Origin of the sequence: Caldisericum exile AZM16c01 (genome assembly GCF_000284335.1) — a bacterium.
GTDB classification, from domain to species: Bacteria; Caldisericota; Caldisericia; order Caldisericales; family Caldisericaceae; genus Caldisericum; species Caldisericum exile.
Genome location: NC_017096.1, coordinates 1,170,913 through 1,185,171, shown reverse-complemented (window position 1 = coordinate 1,185,171; position 14,259 = coordinate 1,170,913). Strand labels below are relative to the sequence as shown.

Here is a 14,259-nt window from a genome sequence, read left to right as displayed (position 1 = left end):
CTCCTTATTTAAGGATTGCAAGTACTTCTTTTTCTGAAAGGATGAGATACTTCTCATCGTCAAGTTTAATCTCAGTGCCTGCATACTTTGAGAAAATAACAGTGTCACCAACTTTTACTTCAAGGGGGACTTTGGTTCCGTTGTCAAGGATTCTTCCTGAACCTACTGCAACAACTTTACCTTTTTGAGGTTTTTCCTTTGCTGTGTCAGGCAACACAATGCCTGTTTTTGTTTTTTCTTCTTCCTCTTCGATTTTTACTACAATGTGGTCGTGAATGGGTATAATTTCTGCCATACAACCAACCTCCCTTCTTGTTTTATTGTGAATTTTTAGCAAATTTGTATTAAGTTTGCTAATTTATTATATAGGGTTTAGAATTTATGTCAAGAGGGAGAATTAATCTTTTTTGTGTTGAAAAATTTTTAAAAATGGCTATTTATTGCTCTTTTGTTTCTTAAAATATGCGTCTTCCTCTTCTAATTCTTTCAGCCAATCTTTTACTTTCCACTCCTTTACTGTTTCAGTTAGTGTTGCAAAAATTACATCTTCGATATTAATGACTTCTTTTACTTTTTGCATGATTTTTACAATCTCTTCATTTGTAAAATTGCCTAACAAAAGAAATTTTTTTGCCATTTAAGTCTCCTATTATAAGTTCAGCATATTATATCAGAACTTTTAAAAAATACGTTTTTTTGATATATTTATTTACGTGAGAGAGGTAAATTTTTCGCTTAAAAGTGTTGAGGACACACTAATTTTTGGGAGAAAACTTGGTGAGATACTTTTAAAAGAAACAGAGAATTGTGTTATTGGGCTTGTTGGTCCTCTTGGTGCAGGGAAGACAACCCTTGTAAAAGGTATTTCAGAAGGTCTCTCTGCTAATGATTACGTTGAAAGTCCAACGTTTGTGTTTTTAAATATTTATAAAGGTAAACTCCCTCTATACCACTACGATTTGTACAGAGTAAACAGCCCTAAAGATTTTGATGATCTTGGGATTTTTGAGTTGGTTTTAAAAAAGGGTATACATGTTATTGAGTGGGGGGACAAAATCGAAGGGTTGCTTGACTTTGATATTGAGATATATTTTACAATTGTAAGTGAATTTGAGCGTTTAGTATCAATTAAAACCTTTAATTTGGAGAGTGTTTTAGATGAATTATCTATTTCTTAATCAGGCGTTTTACCCCACGATAAGTTTGCTTGGGAGTAATGAAAAAGTTGTATATTCAGTTATTCAGTATCCAAGTGATGAAAATCCGAATACTCTCTTACACATTACAAAGAATATGTTTGATATTTTGAAATTTGATAAGCACAATTTAAACTACATTCTTGTTGTTAACGGTCCAGGAAGTTTTACGGGAACCCGTATTGGTGTTGTTGATGCAAAAATTCTTGCGTTTGCACTTAGCATACCTCTTATCCCAGTTAACTCACTGGAACTCCTTGCAAGACATGTTGAAAATGGAAAAGTAAAGGCAGTGCTCTCCGCCGGAAGAAATGAATTTTTTGTTTCGGAATTTGAAAAGGGCATTAGAAAGACGGAAGATGAGTTAAAAACGCTTTCCGAACTGAAGAACTTTGATGATCTTATTATCTCTTTTGAGGATTTGTCGAGTTTGAATTTGAAGAATTTCAGGAAGGTTTTTGTAAGTCCCGAGGTTATCCAAAAAGTTTCCCTTGAGAAGATTTCAAAAAAAGAAACTATTTCTGATCCTCTGTCTCTTAAGCCAATATACTTGCGGGCTGAAGATAAACTCTTCAAGAAGATGCGATGATAAGTGAAATTGAAATAGTAAAAGCAAAAATAAATGACGTAAAAAAAATAATTGAAATCGAGGAGCTATCTTATAATGACCCTTGGCCACGTGAAATTTTTATGGTTGATTATCTTTTTAATGCATCGTCAGATTACTTTGTTGCAAAACTTCACGGAAAAGTTATTGGATTTATTGGCGTTTGGTATGAAGGTAAGAAGCTTCACATTATTAATGTTGCAGTGCATCCAAACGAGCGTGGAAAAGGAATTGGCACATCGCTACTTTTGTTTGCCATATCTCTTGCAAAAGAACTTGGTTATGAAGTTGTTTACCTTGAAGCAAGAAAGTCTAATATTTCTGCACAAAAACTTTATAAGAAGTTGGGTTTTATCGAGGTGGAGGAGCTCAAAGGATATTACCAAGATGGCGAAGATGGTATAAGGATGGAACTAAAAATCACTAAGGAGGAAGGAAATTAATGATAACGCTTGGTATTGAAACATCTTGTGATGATACCGCTGTTTCAGTCATTGAAAACGATGGGAAAATTTTAAGTAACGTTTTAACTTCACAAGAGGTGTTTCACAGGGATTTTGGTGGTATAGTTCCTGAGATTGCGTCAAGAAAACATGCAGAACTTATAGGATACACGATTGTTGAAGCACTCAAACTTGCTAACATTTCTTTACGCGATATAGATTTGATCTCTGTTACAAAAGGTCCTGGTCTTGTTGGATCCCTTCTTGTTGGGCTTGAAGCAGCGAAGTCATTGAGTTTTGCACTTGATAAACCATTAATTGGAGTAAATCACTTGGAAGGGCATATATATTCACTTTTTCTTGAAGGTGCACCACTCTACAAGCAAAAGGATATCTTTCCATTGTTAATTCTTATAGTTTCAGGCGGGCACACTGAACTTATTTTGATGGAAAATTTTTTGATATACAAAGTTTTGGGACGAACTCGCGATGATGCAGCAGGTGAAGCAATTGACAAATTTGCAAGGTTTTTGGGATATGGTTATCCAGGTGGACCAATAGTTGAAAAATTGGGGCTTGAAGGCGATCCAAATAAGTATGAATTTCCAAATTTAACTTTTAAGGGAAGTCCATATGAATTTAGTTTTAGTGGCCTTAAAACGGCAGGTGTTTATTTTATTCAAAATCACCCTGATGTTGTGCAAAATGATTTATCAAACCTTGCGGCAAGTTTCGAAAACGCTCTTGTAAGGATTCTTGTTGAACGCACGGTTCGTGCCGCAACAGATTTTAATGTAAAAGGGATTGGGGTTGTAGGTGGTGTTTCTGCAAATAAAAGGCTTAGAGAAACTTTTGCAAATGTTTCGCCTATTAATGTGTATTTTCCGCAAAAAGCACTTTCCACGGATAACGCAGCAATGATTGCTCTTACTGGGTATTTACACTACACAATAAAGGGAGAAACTTCAGACCTTACCCTTGATGCAATATCGAGATTAGAACTATGAAAATGAAAGCAATGTTTATTGAAAAAATTGGAAGATTAGAGGAAACATCTCTTGTTTTAAGAGAGGTTGAAGTCCCTACACCTAAGGATAATGAAGTCTTGTTAAAAGTTTCTTATTGTGGTGTGTGCCATACTGAGATTGACGAAATTGAAGGGCGAAGGATGCCTAAAATTCCTGTTATCCCAGGGCACGAAGTTGTAGGTTATGTTGTTGAAAAAGGGAAAAATGTTACAAATCTTGAAATTGGCGATAGAGTTGGTGTTGCCTGGATAAAGCATGCCTGCGGTAAGTGTGAATATTGTAAGAGTGGCAGGGAAAATCTTTGTAACGAATTTGTTGCAACTGGAGCAGATGAAGACGGTGGCTATGCAGAGTATATGGTTGTTGAAAGTAGTTTTGCTTATAAATTGAAAGAAAACTTGCAAGACGAAACAACTGCCCCAATTTTATGTGCAGGTGCAGTTGGCTTTAGGGCGTATAAACTTGCAGAAATTAAAGATGGAGAAACAGTTGCACTTTTTGGTTTTGGCGCATCAAATCATATCGTTTATAGATATATTAGGTATCTTAATCCGTCTTCAAAAATTATAGTTTTTGTGCGAAAACTTGGTGATAACGCAACAAAGTTAGCAGAGGAGTTAAAAGCAGATTATATTTTCGAAACCTTTAGTGATATTCCCATAAGATACGATAAAGCAATTGATACAACACCTTCGGGAAGTGTGATTCCTTATGCCCTGAAATACCTTAATAAAGGGGGCCTTGTTGTTGTAAATGCAATAAGAAAAGAGACCCCAATTGATGCGTTTGACTTTACCCTTATTTGGGGAGAAAGGTCCGTTAAGAGTGTTGCAAATGTTACAAGAGAAGATGTAGAAAATGCTCTAAAACTTGCTTCAGTTATTCCTATTGTTCCAAAGGTTACAGTTTTTCCCTTAGAGAAAGCACAGGAAGCGCTTCTCTCGGTTAAGCACGGAAAAATTCAAGGTGCGGCGGTATTGAAAATTTCTTAAATATCTACTTCGTAAACCTCAGGGTTTTCAATGTCTAAAAAAAGTGATAGTTTCTCTTTGAAAGAGTCTTTATCGTATGTAGTATAGAAAACTGTTTTTTGGCTATCCTTGTTTTCGCCAATTTCCTTTAAATATTCTACTGTTCTTATTGCAATGTATTCTGCGGGATCAATTACTTCAACTTTTTCACCTACAACATTTTTAACAACCTTATAGAGAAACGGGAAATGAGTGCACCCCAACACAAGTGTATCGATGCCATTACTTAACGGCTCTTCCAATTTTTCTCTTGCAAGTGCGCAGGCATAATCGTTAAAACTTACGCCGTCTTCAACGAGGTTTACAAGTTCCTGAGAGCCAACCTCAAATACTTCAATAGAACTATCAAGTTTTTTAATTTCGTTTTTATATGCGTGTTTTCTTGCGGTAAGTGGTGTTGAAATAACACCAACCTTTTTAATCTTTGTAGTTTTTACGGCATATTCTGCACCTGATTGAATCATACCAATTACTTCAATAGGTTTTGCTAAAACTCTTAAATCGTCCATTGCAATTGACGAAACTGTATTGCATGCAACAATTATGAGTTTGACGCCTTGTGAAATGAGAAATTTAGTTATGTTCTTTGCAAAAGTTTTAACCTCTTCTTCTGTCTTTGTGCCATATGGAAAATGCTTTAAGTCACCAACGTATATGATATTCTCGTTGGGAAGAACTTTTCTTATACTTCTTACTACACTTAACCCGCCAACTCCTGAGTCAAAAATACCGATTGGTTTTGGATTAGCCATTGAGATACCTCACAATGCCGTCGAAGAGTGCTTTTGCAACCTTATCAAGGAAGTTTGAATCTTTTAGAAGTGCTTCTTCTTTTGGATTTGAAATAAACCCAATTTCTGTAAGAATTGCAGGCATTGTTGTCACTCCTCTCAATACATATAGATAATCCTTTTTTATTCCTCTATCATAAGTGCCTAAAGTCTTTACAAGTGATGATTGTATTGTATCTGCAAGACGTTTTGAAGAGTCATACCAGTAGTATGTTTCTGTGCCAGAAGCGTCACTATTTATACTTGAATTTAGGTGTATTGAAATAAATAGATCTCCACCAGATGAGTTTGCAATATCTACTCTTCCTTTTAGTGTTGGATTGTTTGGATTATCTACAGTGTTATGAGTTATTATGACTTTGGCACCTGCATCCTCCAATAATTTTTTAAGGCGTAGTGCAATATCAAGCACTATGTAAGCTTCTTTTGTTCCAGAGAAACCAATTGCACCTACATCAAGGTATTGACCAGAATAGCTTCCATGTCCTGGATCAATAACTATAATTCTGTTTGAAAGTAAATTTGAATTTCCGGTTTTTATTTGAGCCAAGGTTAGCGTATTGTCTTTTGCACTATACGAAATATTTCCAAGTTCAATAATAATTTGAGGAGCAGTTGTTGTTTCTCTTTTTGTACTTTTGTAAGGTATATTTAGCGGATTTTCTGCAAAAATCACAAGAAAATCTTTGTTATTTTCATTAATCTTTTTCGCTTTGAATGGAAAACTGAAGGTAAGTATTGTTGACGAGCCATCCTTCTTAAAATCAAGAAGAAGCGGATCTATATATATTTCGTTGCTTGTTTGTATAATTGAAACATTAAAATACTTTGCCAAATTCTCTAAAGAGATAAAGTTTTCACCTTTAGAATTAATTATGTCCTCATTGTTTATTTTAATGGTTTTGCCAAAGAAGTTTAAAGCATAGTTATCCATATTTAGGTTGAAAAAGTTCAAGAAGTCATCGAGGCTTATATATGTAATATTATTAGTCTTCTCAATATTTATGAATGTTACGCTCCCTCCTATTTCCACAATTTCTTGATTAACCTTAGGAAGTTTGAAATGAATTAAATGTTGATTATCCTTTACCTCAAATTGGTATGGAATTTCCGAAAGTAAATAAATCGTAACAACTGTATTGTTGTTGTCAGCGTGAAGAGTATATCTTGTAAAAGGATAGATGTTGAGGTCTGCTTGTTTTGGTGTATCAAGTAAATTGGTGTTATTGTATGTAAGAACCAATCTTATTGGATCGCTCAATGTATTAATATTTGGCTTTGGCAAGTTTTTACCGCCAATTTGGATGTCAATGCCGTCTTCTGTTATTTTCCACAAGGCGCTTTCAAGAATACCCTTTTCTTTTTTAGCAAATGTAATTGTATCGCTTCTAACCCAATAATTTGTTCCATCTAAATTTACCTCAAACCACATCTCTTTATCTTTATTTAGACAAACACCAACTATGTTAAATGTGGTATTTGTAGGTACTACTTTGAGGACATTGTATGATGTAGAAGGACCTTCCCTTAGATTTGTAGAGTCGTTTGTCTTTGCATCACTTCCTATTGTCGAAATATCCAGAGCAATTTTATTTGCATCAAACTTGAAATAGTCGCTTATAACAAATCCTATTTTGTCGTTGTATCTGCACTGGAGCCACAATTCCCCGTTGTGGTTTTTTGCAAAACCTATTATTGTAATTTGGTCACCTTTATTTATAAGAGTAATTTTTCCGTAATCAGTTGATGGCCCTTCTCTTAAATTCACAAAATCCGTTGAAGTTGCAGGAATTGTAAGATTATCTTTTGGTTGTGTATTATTTTGTGTTCCACTATTATTTTGATTTGAGTTATTATTGGAAGAGTTATTGTCCTGATTGTTAGGTTTTGTTTCCTCCACCTTCACGGTGAACCAACTTGCAACAAAATAAAAGTTATTTCCATCTTTATACTTATACCAAATCTGAGAGTCGCTTCTTGTTATTAAACGTGTGACGCTTATTTTCGTTCCGTAATTAAGCCTTTTAACAAGGTTAAATTCTGTGCCAGGGCCAGCTCTTACGTTTAGGTAATCTGTATTAACCTTTGCTGTAAAGGTTTTATCTTCTCCAGTAACTAAAATTCCCGTTTTGTTGCAAAGATAATTTGCAACAAATCCAATTTTTCCAGAATTGAAATCGTAAATCTTATACCACAAGCCACCATTTTTGTCCTTTCCTGTTCCTAAATTAAGGACATAAGTACCTTTGTTTAACTTAAAAAGGACAGGATTGTATGTGCCAGGAGCACTTCTTACATTTGTACCATCAGCATTAATTGACAAAAACTCTTGCCTTGTTTCCGAGTAAACTGCTTGTGCTACAAAAACCACTACAAGCGAATAAATTATAAGCATCGAAATTATAATTATTTTTTTCATTAGTACTTCCTCATTTCCCTTTTTGCAATTTTCTCTTCTAATTTCTTTTTGTTTCCGTGAAGCACCTTTTTTCTAACAAGCGCAATCGTTAATTTTATTCTGTTATTCGCTGTATGAACATCAATTGGAAGTATTGTAAGACCTCTTTCTTTTACTCTTGTGCTCCATCTTATGATTTCATTTTTATGCATGAGTAGTTTTCTTTTCCTTTTTTCGCTTATATTTGTATGAATCGATGGCGGAATTTGAACAAACATTTTGTATATATAGAATTCGCCGTTTGATTCCTTTACATATGCTCCATCAAGGCTAACTTTTCCTTCCCTTATGGACTTTACTTCAAATCCTTTTAATTCAATACCTACCTCAAGTTTGTCGAGTATCTCGAAGTCTCTTAAAACCTTTTTGTTTACCGATATTACTTTTTCTTCCATTTTTCTCTTAACTCCCAAAGCACTTTCTTTAAATCACATGGTAATTCTGAAACAAGTCTCAACTCCTTATCAATTATAGGATGTTTAAACGAAATTTCATAAGAATGCAGAAATTGTCTTTCAAGATTTATATTTTTATCCCTTTTACCATATATGGTATCACCAACAAGAGGATGTCCGATATGTGCCATATGAACTCTAATTTGGTGAGTTCGTCCTGTTTCAAGTTCTACTTGAAGAAGTGTATATGGACCAATCGATTCAAGCACTTTAAAATGGGTTATTGCCTCTTTTCCCATGACTGACACACGCATTCTTGTTGTTCCCTGCTCTCTTTTTAGAGGCAAGTTAATTATGCCAACTTTTTCTTTAAAATTGCCCTTCACAAGGCAAATATATTTTCTCTTAATTTCGTGCCTTTTTAACATTTCACTTAATGCTCTGTGTGCCGTATCATTTTTTGCAACAACCATAAGGCCAGATGTATCTCTATCAAGCCTGTGTACTATGCCTGGTCTAATGATTCCACCAATTTGCGAAAGATCCTCAATATGGTATAGAAGCCTGTTTACAAGCGTGTTAGTTGTTTTACTGCCAACCGGATGCACAGTTAATCCTGCTTCTTTATCAATTATTAAAAGGTATTCATCTTCGTAAACTATTTTTATTGGTTTATCTTCTTTTTCAACCTGAAGTACTTCTGCCTCCTTTTCCTTAACTTCAACAATATCGTTTACTTTTACCTTGTGTGATGGCTTTTCAACTATACTACCATTTACAAGCACATAACCTTCCTTTATCAATTTCTGTATATAGCTCCTACTGAGATTAGGAAGTTTATCTTCAATAACTTTGTCAAGCCTGTCAGTTCTTTCAACAACAAATTTATTTTCCATGTTTTAAATACGATATTATAAATATTGCTATACCAATATCAATTGAAGCATCAGCAATATTAAAAACTGGCCAATGTTTTAAAAACAAAAAATCAGTTACCTGCCTAAAAATAATTCTGTCAATAAGGTTTCCTAAAATTCCCCCCATAATTAGCCCAAACGCAACTTCCTTATAAGGAAGATTTATTTTTCTTTCGATATATATTATGAGGAAGGTGACGAAAAAACTTGAAACAATTAGAATTGATGTTGCGTTTTGAAACATTCCAAAGAGTGATCCCGAATTTGTAATGTGAGTGAGAGAAAAAATCCCTTTAATTAGTGGAATTTCTTTTCCTGTGGGGATTGTTTTTCTCACAATAATTTTAGAGAGTTGGTCAATAATTAGCACGGAAAGTGCGATAATATAAAAATACCTATCATTTTTCATACCTCAATTTTACACAAATTGTTCTCTTTTTGAAATATTAATTTTGTTTTTACTATCGCTATATAGTATAATATACCTTGTATAACAGAGGAGGTAAGATATGACGATAAAAGAAGGAAATAGCACAATTGCAATAAGAATGTACGATGGAGAGGACTTTATGGAGTCTCTGAAAACTGCCTGTAAGAACTATAAGATTGAAAGCGCAGTTTTTTCAGGCATCGGTATGTTTAGAAGTGTTGAGATAGGGTACTGGAATGGTCATGAGTATGTTAAAAGAGTTTTTGATGGCCTTTCAGAAATCGTATCCCTGCAAGGTAATATAAGTGTAACCGAGAAAGAAGGAGACATTGTAATACACGTGCATACTGCAATTGCACTGCATGATTACTCGGTAGTAGGTGGGCATCTTGTAAATGCTGTTATGTATAACGGAGAAATTTTCATTGAGAGGCTCCACAATATATCCCTTCTTCGAAAAGACGAATCTACAGGACTAAAAGGTCTAAATCCTGCATAAGGAGATTTAAATATGGAACTTGCAAAGGAATATAACCACAAGGACGTAGAAGACAAAATATATAAGATGTGGGAGGAGGGCAATTATTTCGACTCGGAAATTCGACCCGAAAAGGAGAATTTTGTTATTGTTATGCCTCCACCAAATGTAACTGGAAAACTTCACATAGGGCATGCACTAAACTTTACCCTCCAGGATATCTTTGTAAGATTCAATAGAATGTTTGGAAAAGAGACATTATGGCTCCCTGGTATTGACCATGCAGGTATTGCAACACAGTCTGTCGTTGAAAGGGAATTACTCTCAAAAGGGATAAAGAAGGACGATCTTGGAAGAGAAAAGTTCCTCGAAGAAGTTTGGAAGTGGAAGGAAAAATATGGTAATACCATTATTGAGCAATCAAAAAAGCTTGGCGTTTCAGCAGACTGGAGAAGACTCCGATTTACCCTTGATGAAAAGTATGTAAACTCAGTGTTAGAGGCATTTATTAGATATTACAATGAGGGATTGCTCTACCGAGGTGAAAGAATAATAAACTGGTGTCCCCGATGTCATACTGCACTTTCGGACATAGAGGTTGAATACGAGGAAGAAAAGGGCAAGCTTTATTACATTAAATATCCTCTCGAAGGAAGCGAAGAATTTATTACTGTCGCAACAACGCGTCCCGAAACGATGCTTGGAGATACGGCAGTTGCAGTGCATCCCAGAGACGAAAGATACAAAAATCTTATTGGAAAATATGTAATTCTTCCTCTTGTTGGAAGAAGAATTCCAATAATTGCAGATGATGCAGTTGATCCTCAGTTTGGAACAGGTGCAGTAAAAGTAACACCATCGCACTCTCCAGATGATTTTGAGATTGCAAAAAGACATAATCTTGAATTTTTGGATGTTATTAACGATGTTGCACGAATGATAAATGTGCCTGAACAATACCTTGGGCTTACAACAGCTGAGGCAAGAGACCGTGTTGTGGAAGATTTAAAAAATCAAGGATACCTTGTTAAAGTTGAGGATTATATTCATTCGGTAGGGCACTGTCAAAGGTGCCACACTGTGGTTGAACCTCTTATTTCAAAGCAGTGGTTTCTGTCCATGAAATCACTTGCAGAAGAAGCAAAAGAGGCGGTGAAAGTAGGCAAAGTTAAAATTACACCAGAAAAATGGGTAAAGGTCTATTATGATTGGTTGAATAATATTAGAGATTGGTGTGTTTCAAGACAACTTTGGTGGGGACATAGGATTCCTGCATATTATTGTGAAGATTGTGGCGAAATTATTGTCTCAAAAGAGCCTGTCGTAAAATGTCCCAAGTGCGGAAGCACTCATATAAAACAAGATGATGATGTCCTCGACACATGGTTTTCATCAGCACTATGGCCATTTGCAACACTCGGTTGGCCAGAGGACACTGCCGAGTTAAACTACTACTATCCAACAACACTTCTTATAACAGGTTACGATATACTTTTCTTCTGGGTTGCAAGAATGATTTGGAGCGGTATGCATTTCATGAAAAAGGAGCCGTTCTATACAGTAATGCTTCATGGACTTGTAAGAGATGAAAAAGGCAGAAAGATGAGCAAGTCCCTTAAGAATATCGTTGATCCTTTGGATCTTATTGAAGAGTATGGGGCAGATGCATTACGCTTTACTCTTGCTTCCCTTACCACAGTTGGAGGGCAGGATATAAATCTTTCAAAGGAGAAACTTAAAGCATCAAGAAATTTTGTTAATAAAATCTGGAATGCTTCTCGTTTTGTGCTTATGAACCTTGAAGGATTTAACCCAGAGGAGATTGATGAAACAAACTTAGAGTTGGAACTTGAAGATAAATGGTTTTTAAGCAGGCTTAACAAACACTTGAAGATGGAGATTGAGTATCTTAAAAATTACGATCTTGGTGAAGCAGCAAGGAAGATCTACGAATTTGTTTGGGGAGAATTTTGCGATTGGTATATAGAACTTTCAAAGGTAAGGTTATATGGCGATGATGATAAAAAGAAAAAGACCGCGCAATACCTCTTGTGGAAATCTCTTGTATCGATTCTTAAGATGCTACATCCATACATGCCTTTTGCAACAGAAGAAATATATTCTCATATCCCATTTGTCGAAAAGCCTTTAATTAAGTCAGATTTTCCCAATGTAAATGAGGCGTTTATAAACGATAAAATAGAAAAAGATGCTGAATTTGTTTTCGGAATTATAAGGGGTATAAGAAGCCTTAAAGCAGAATTGGGGATACCTGTCGGAACTCCACTTAATGCTTATTTTAATTCAATTGACGAAAATGAAGTTAGTCTTGTAAAAGAAGAAAACGATAAAATTTTAAAACTTGCCCATTTAACAAGCCTTGAGTATGTGGAAAAGAAACCGGAAAGAGTTTTAAAAACAGTCGTTCAAGGTTCTACGGTCTATATGGAACTTCCCTTCGATGTTGATTTGCAAAAAGAAAAAGAGCGTTTCCTTAAGAAGTTAAAAGAAATCGATGCAGAACTTAAATCTATAAACTCGAGACTTATGAACCCTGTATTTCTCGAAAAAGCAACTGCTGAAGTCATAAATAAGGACAGAGAAAGACAAAAAGAATTGGAGAAGACAAAGGCTGCACTTTTAAGCCATATCGAAGATCTTGAGGGTTAGTGAAACTTTCAGAGTGTCTGGACGACATTTTTACATTAGGTGGAAGAATAAATCAGCCCGACAAATATGGGCTAACAAATATTAAAAGGGTGCTTTCCATTCTTCAAAACCCAGAAAGGAAAGTGCCCTATTTTCATATTACAGGAACAAAGGGGAAAGGTTCAACTTCAAATTATATTACATCAATTTTGAGGGAACATAAGTATAAGACCGGCCTTTATATATCTCCCTCTCTTATATCAACTCTTGAAAGAATAAGTATTGACGGAAATTTAATAAGTCCTAAAGAATTTGTACGGTATTGGAAAATGTTAAAAACCCTTTATGAGGATCTAAAAGAAAACGAACTTCCTTCTACTTTTGAAACTTTTACTATAATGGCTTTCCAGTATTTTTTTGATGAGAATGTTGATTATGGAGTATTGGAAGTTGGTTTAGGTGGAAGGCTTGATGCAACAAACGTAATTGAAAAACCAGTTGTTTCTGTTATTACAGACATAAGTTTTGACCATCAAAAATACCTTGGAAGTACCCTAAAGGATATCGCCTTTGAGAAATCTAAAATAATAAAAAGCGGTTCCCCAGTTGTTTTTAATGTAAGGAGTGGTGAAGCATATAAAGTTATCGTAGAAGAAGCAAAAAGTAATAACTCACCTTTTTACGAATTTGGTAAAGACTTTTATGTATCTAACGTAAGGAAATTTGGAAGTTTTAGCGAATTTGATTTTATATCCAAAAACCCGAAAGCAATTTTTGAGGGGATAAAAATAAGAGGTATAGGAGATTACCAAATTATTGATGCAGCATTATCAATTCAGGCTCTTCTTGTAAGTGGGATTAATTACAATGTAAATGCAATTAAAGATGGTGTTTTAAAGGCATTTTGGCCAGGGCGCTTAGAGGTTATTTTAAAATCTCCACTTGTTATACTTGATGGAGCGCATAATGATGCTTCTTCAAAGGTTTTGAAGGAATCGCTTCAGGGAAGTTTTGATACAAAATTTGTAGTTCTTTTCTCAATGCTTTCTGATAAGGATGTAAGGACTTTTCTTTCAAACATTAGGGAAATTACTTCATACTTGTTTATTACAACTACGCCTAATTCATACTCACGCGCGATGAATGTTGAGATGCTCTATGCTTTTGCAAGGGAGTTTTTTTCAAAAGATCAAATTTTCATAGAGAAAGATCCAAGAAGGGCATATTTTAGAGCAAAGGAATTTTCTTTAAATAAGTTTCCACTTTTAGTAACGGGATCACTTTACCTTGTTGGCTTTGTAAGAACTCTTGAAAATATTTTTACTTTTTCAAGAAATTAATATAATTATTAGGAATGGGAAAAATTATTGATTTTATTAAAACAATTTTGCCAAGTCTTTCAACAACTGATATTTTAGTCATATTTGCTTCACTTGTCGCACTTATATTAATCATAGCAATCTATGTATATAACGACAGTAAATTAAGAGGTGGAAATGCTTTAGGCTGGTTAATTGCAACAATCGTATTTGGCGGTATTCTTCCCTTTGTTTTCTACCTTATGATAAGAAGTCCTTATACCCTCGAAGAAATTAAGGAAGAGAAAGAGCGAAAGGAGGTGTTAGAACTACAGAGAAGATACTATGAATTACAGATAAAAAAAGAGATTCACCAGTGTCCTGTTTGTGGTGAAGAAGTTAAAAATGAATATCTTTTTTGTCCTCACTGCTTTACACAACTTAAAAAGAAATGTCCAAACTGTGGTAGCGTAATTGAGAAAGATGCAAAAATTTGTCCTTATTGTGGATTTATTTTTGAAGAACGAAAGGAGTGAAA

Annotated in this window: 16 protein-coding genes; 9 read left to right on the top strand and 7 right to left on the bottom strand. The window is 34.8% G+C overall.

What is annotated here, in order from left to right:
- Nucleotides 1-4: 4 nt before the first annotated feature.
- Entirely contained in the window at nt 5-295 is a 291-nt protein-coding gene (groES, locus tag CSE_RS06010; RefSeq protein ID WP_014453747.1) for a co-chaperone GroES, read from the bottom strand.
- A gap of 138 nt (nt 296-433) precedes the next feature.
- The gene (locus CSE_RS06005; RefSeq protein WP_014453746.1) at nt 434-637 is read right to left on the bottom strand and encodes a DUF3783 domain-containing protein; all 204 of its coding nucleotides are present in this window, start codon (nt 635-637) and stop codon (nt 434-436) included.
- A gap of 76 nt (nt 638-713) precedes the next feature.
- On the opposite strand from CSE_RS06005, the gene tsaE reads away from it, so the two are divergent.
- Genes tsaE through CSE_RS05980 form a run of 5 tightly spaced genes read left to right on the top strand, consistent with a single transcriptional unit; the run spans nt 714 to nt 4,266 of the window.
- A complete protein-coding gene (gene tsaE, locus CSE_RS06000; protein WP_014453745.1) occupies nt 714-1,178 on the top strand; it encodes a tRNA (adenosine(37)-N6)-threonylcarbamoyltransferase complex ATPase subunit type 1 TsaE in 465 nt (154 codons plus the stop codon).
- Entirely contained in the window at nt 1,159-1,785 is a 627-nt protein-coding gene (gene tsaB / locus CSE_RS07980; protein WP_014453744.1) for a tRNA (adenosine(37)-N6)-threonylcarbamoyltransferase complex dimerization subunit type 1 TsaB, read from the top strand. Before tsaE ends, tsaB begins: the two co-directional genes overlap by 20 nt.
- Nucleotides 1,782-2,246: a ribosomal protein S18-alanine N-acetyltransferase gene (gene rimI, locus CSE_RS05990; protein WP_014453743.1), complete on the top strand. Its 465-nt coding sequence runs from the start codon at nt 1,782-1,784 to the stop codon at nt 2,244-2,246. The genes tsaB and rimI overlap by 4 nt, the downstream gene beginning before the upstream one ends.
- A complete protein-coding gene (tsaD, locus tag CSE_RS05985) occupies nt 2,246-3,253 on the top strand; it encodes a tRNA (adenosine(37)-N6)-threonylcarbamoyltransferase complex transferase subunit TsaD (protein WP_014453742.1) in 1,008 nt (335 codons plus the stop codon). Before rimI ends, tsaD begins: the two co-directional genes overlap by 1 nt.
- The gene (locus CSE_RS05980; protein ID WP_156785902.1) at nt 3,250-4,266 is read left to right on the top strand and encodes a zinc-dependent alcohol dehydrogenase family protein; all 1,017 of its coding nucleotides are present in this window, start codon (nt 3,250-3,252) and stop codon (nt 4,264-4,266) included. The genes tsaD and CSE_RS05980 overlap by 4 nt, the downstream gene beginning before the upstream one ends.
- Here CSE_RS05980 and murI read toward each other — a convergent pair.
- The 5 genes from murI to lspA are packed head-to-tail and all read right to left on the bottom strand — an operon-like array spanning nt 4,263 to nt 9,275.
- A complete protein-coding gene (murI, locus tag CSE_RS05975; RefSeq protein ID WP_014453740.1) occupies nt 4,263-5,057 on the bottom strand; it encodes a glutamate racemase in 795 nt (264 codons plus the stop codon). The genes CSE_RS05980 and murI overlap by 4 nt on opposite strands.
- The gene (locus tag CSE_RS07975) at nt 5,050-7,515 is read right to left on the bottom strand and encodes an N-acetylmuramoyl-L-alanine amidase (protein ID WP_014453739.1); all 2,466 of its coding nucleotides are present in this window, start codon (nt 7,513-7,515) and stop codon (nt 5,050-5,052) included. The genes murI and CSE_RS07975 overlap by 8 nt, the downstream gene beginning before the upstream one ends.
- Nucleotides 7,515-7,949 (bottom strand): SsrA-binding protein, encoded by a 435-nt coding sequence (gene smpB / locus CSE_RS05965; protein ID WP_014453738.1) that lies wholly within the window; start codon nt 7,947-7,949, stop codon nt 7,515-7,517. The genes CSE_RS07975 and smpB overlap by 1 nt, the downstream gene beginning before the upstream one ends.
- Nucleotides 7,934-8,845, bottom strand: a complete 912-nt coding sequence (locus tag CSE_RS05960) for an RluA family pseudouridine synthase (RefSeq protein ID WP_014453737.1) — start codon at nt 8,843-8,845, stop codon at nt 7,934-7,936. Before CSE_RS05960 ends, smpB begins: the two co-directional genes overlap by 16 nt.
- On the bottom strand, nt 8,835-9,275 hold the full coding sequence (lspA, locus tag CSE_RS05955; protein WP_014453736.1) for a signal peptidase II: 441 nt from the start codon (nt 9,273-9,275) through the stop codon (nt 8,835-8,837). The genes CSE_RS05960 and lspA overlap by 11 nt, the downstream gene beginning before the upstream one ends.
- A 100-nt stretch (nt 9,276-9,375) precedes the next feature.
- On the opposite strand from lspA, the gene CSE_RS05950 reads away from it, so the two are divergent.
- From CSE_RS05950 to CSE_RS05935, 4 genes are read left to right on the top strand one after another with little or no spacing between them, the layout of a single operon-like run.
- On the top strand, nt 9,376-9,795 hold the full coding sequence (locus CSE_RS05950) for a PPC domain-containing DNA-binding protein (RefSeq protein WP_014453735.1): 420 nt from the start codon (nt 9,376-9,378) through the stop codon (nt 9,793-9,795).
- 12 nt (nt 9,796-9,807) lie between these two features.
- Nucleotides 9,808-12,444, top strand: coding sequence for a valine--tRNA ligase (locus CSE_RS05945; protein WP_014453734.1), 2,637 nt, complete (start codon nt 9,808-9,810; stop codon nt 12,442-12,444).
- Entirely contained in the window at nt 12,444-13,763 is a 1,320-nt protein-coding gene (locus tag CSE_RS05940) for a bifunctional folylpolyglutamate synthase/dihydrofolate synthase (RefSeq protein WP_014453733.1), read from the top strand. Before CSE_RS05945 ends, CSE_RS05940 begins: the two co-directional genes overlap by 1 nt.
- Nucleotides 13,764-13,777: 14 nt before the next feature.
- A complete protein-coding gene (locus CSE_RS05935) occupies nt 13,778-14,257 on the top strand; it encodes a zinc ribbon domain-containing protein (RefSeq protein ID WP_014453732.1) in 480 nt (159 codons plus the stop codon).
- Nucleotides 14,258-14,259 lie beyond the last annotated feature (2 nt).

Bases quoted from the DNA above. Each gene is read 5' to 3' on its own strand.
- smpB (WP_014453738.1), bottom strand. From the start codon at position 7,949: ATGGAAGAAAAAGTAATATCGGTAAACAAAAAGGTTTTAAGAGACTTC.
- CSE_RS05980 (WP_156785902.1), top strand. From the start codon at position 3,250: ATGAAAATGAAAGCAATGTTTATTGAAAAAATTGGAAGATTAGAGGAA.
- CSE_RS05950 (WP_014453735.1), top strand. From the start codon at position 9,376: ATGACGATAAAAGAAGGAAATAGCACAATTGCAATAAGAATGTACGAT.
- groES (WP_014453747.1), bottom strand. From the start codon at position 295: ATGGCAGAAATTATACCCATTCACGACCACATTGTAGTAAAAATCGAA.
- CSE_RS05945 (WP_014453734.1), top strand. From the start codon at position 9,808: ATGGAACTTGCAAAGGAATATAACCACAAGGACGTAGAAGACAAAATA.
- rimI (WP_014453743.1), top strand. From the start codon at position 1,782: ATGATAAGTGAAATTGAAATAGTAAAAGCAAAAATAAATGACGTAAAA.
- lspA (WP_014453736.1), bottom strand. From the start codon at position 9,275: ATGAAAAATGATAGGTATTTTTATATTATCGCACTTTCCGTGCTAATT.
- tsaD (WP_014453742.1), top strand. From the start codon at position 2,246: ATGATAACGCTTGGTATTGAAACATCTTGTGATGATACCGCTGTTTCA.
- murI (WP_014453740.1), bottom strand. From the start codon at position 5,057: ATGGCTAATCCAAAACCAATCGGTATTTTTGACTCAGGAGTTGGCGGG.
- CSE_RS05935 (WP_014453732.1), top strand. From the start codon at position 13,778: ATGGGAAAAATTATTGATTTTATTAAAACAATTTTGCCAAGTCTTTCA.
- tsaB (WP_014453744.1), top strand. From the start codon at position 1,159: ATGAATTATCTATTTCTTAATCAGGCGTTTTACCCCACGATAAGTTTG.
- CSE_RS05960 (WP_014453737.1), bottom strand. From the start codon at position 8,845: ATGGAAAATAAATTTGTTGTTGAAAGAACTGACAGGCTTGACAAAGTT.
- CSE_RS07975 (WP_014453739.1), bottom strand. From the start codon at position 7,515: ATGAAAAAAATAATTATAATTTCGATGCTTATAATTTATTCGCTTGTA.
- CSE_RS06005 (WP_014453746.1), bottom strand. From the start codon at position 637: ATGGCAAAAAAATTTCTTTTGTTAGGCAATTTTACAAATGAAGAGATT.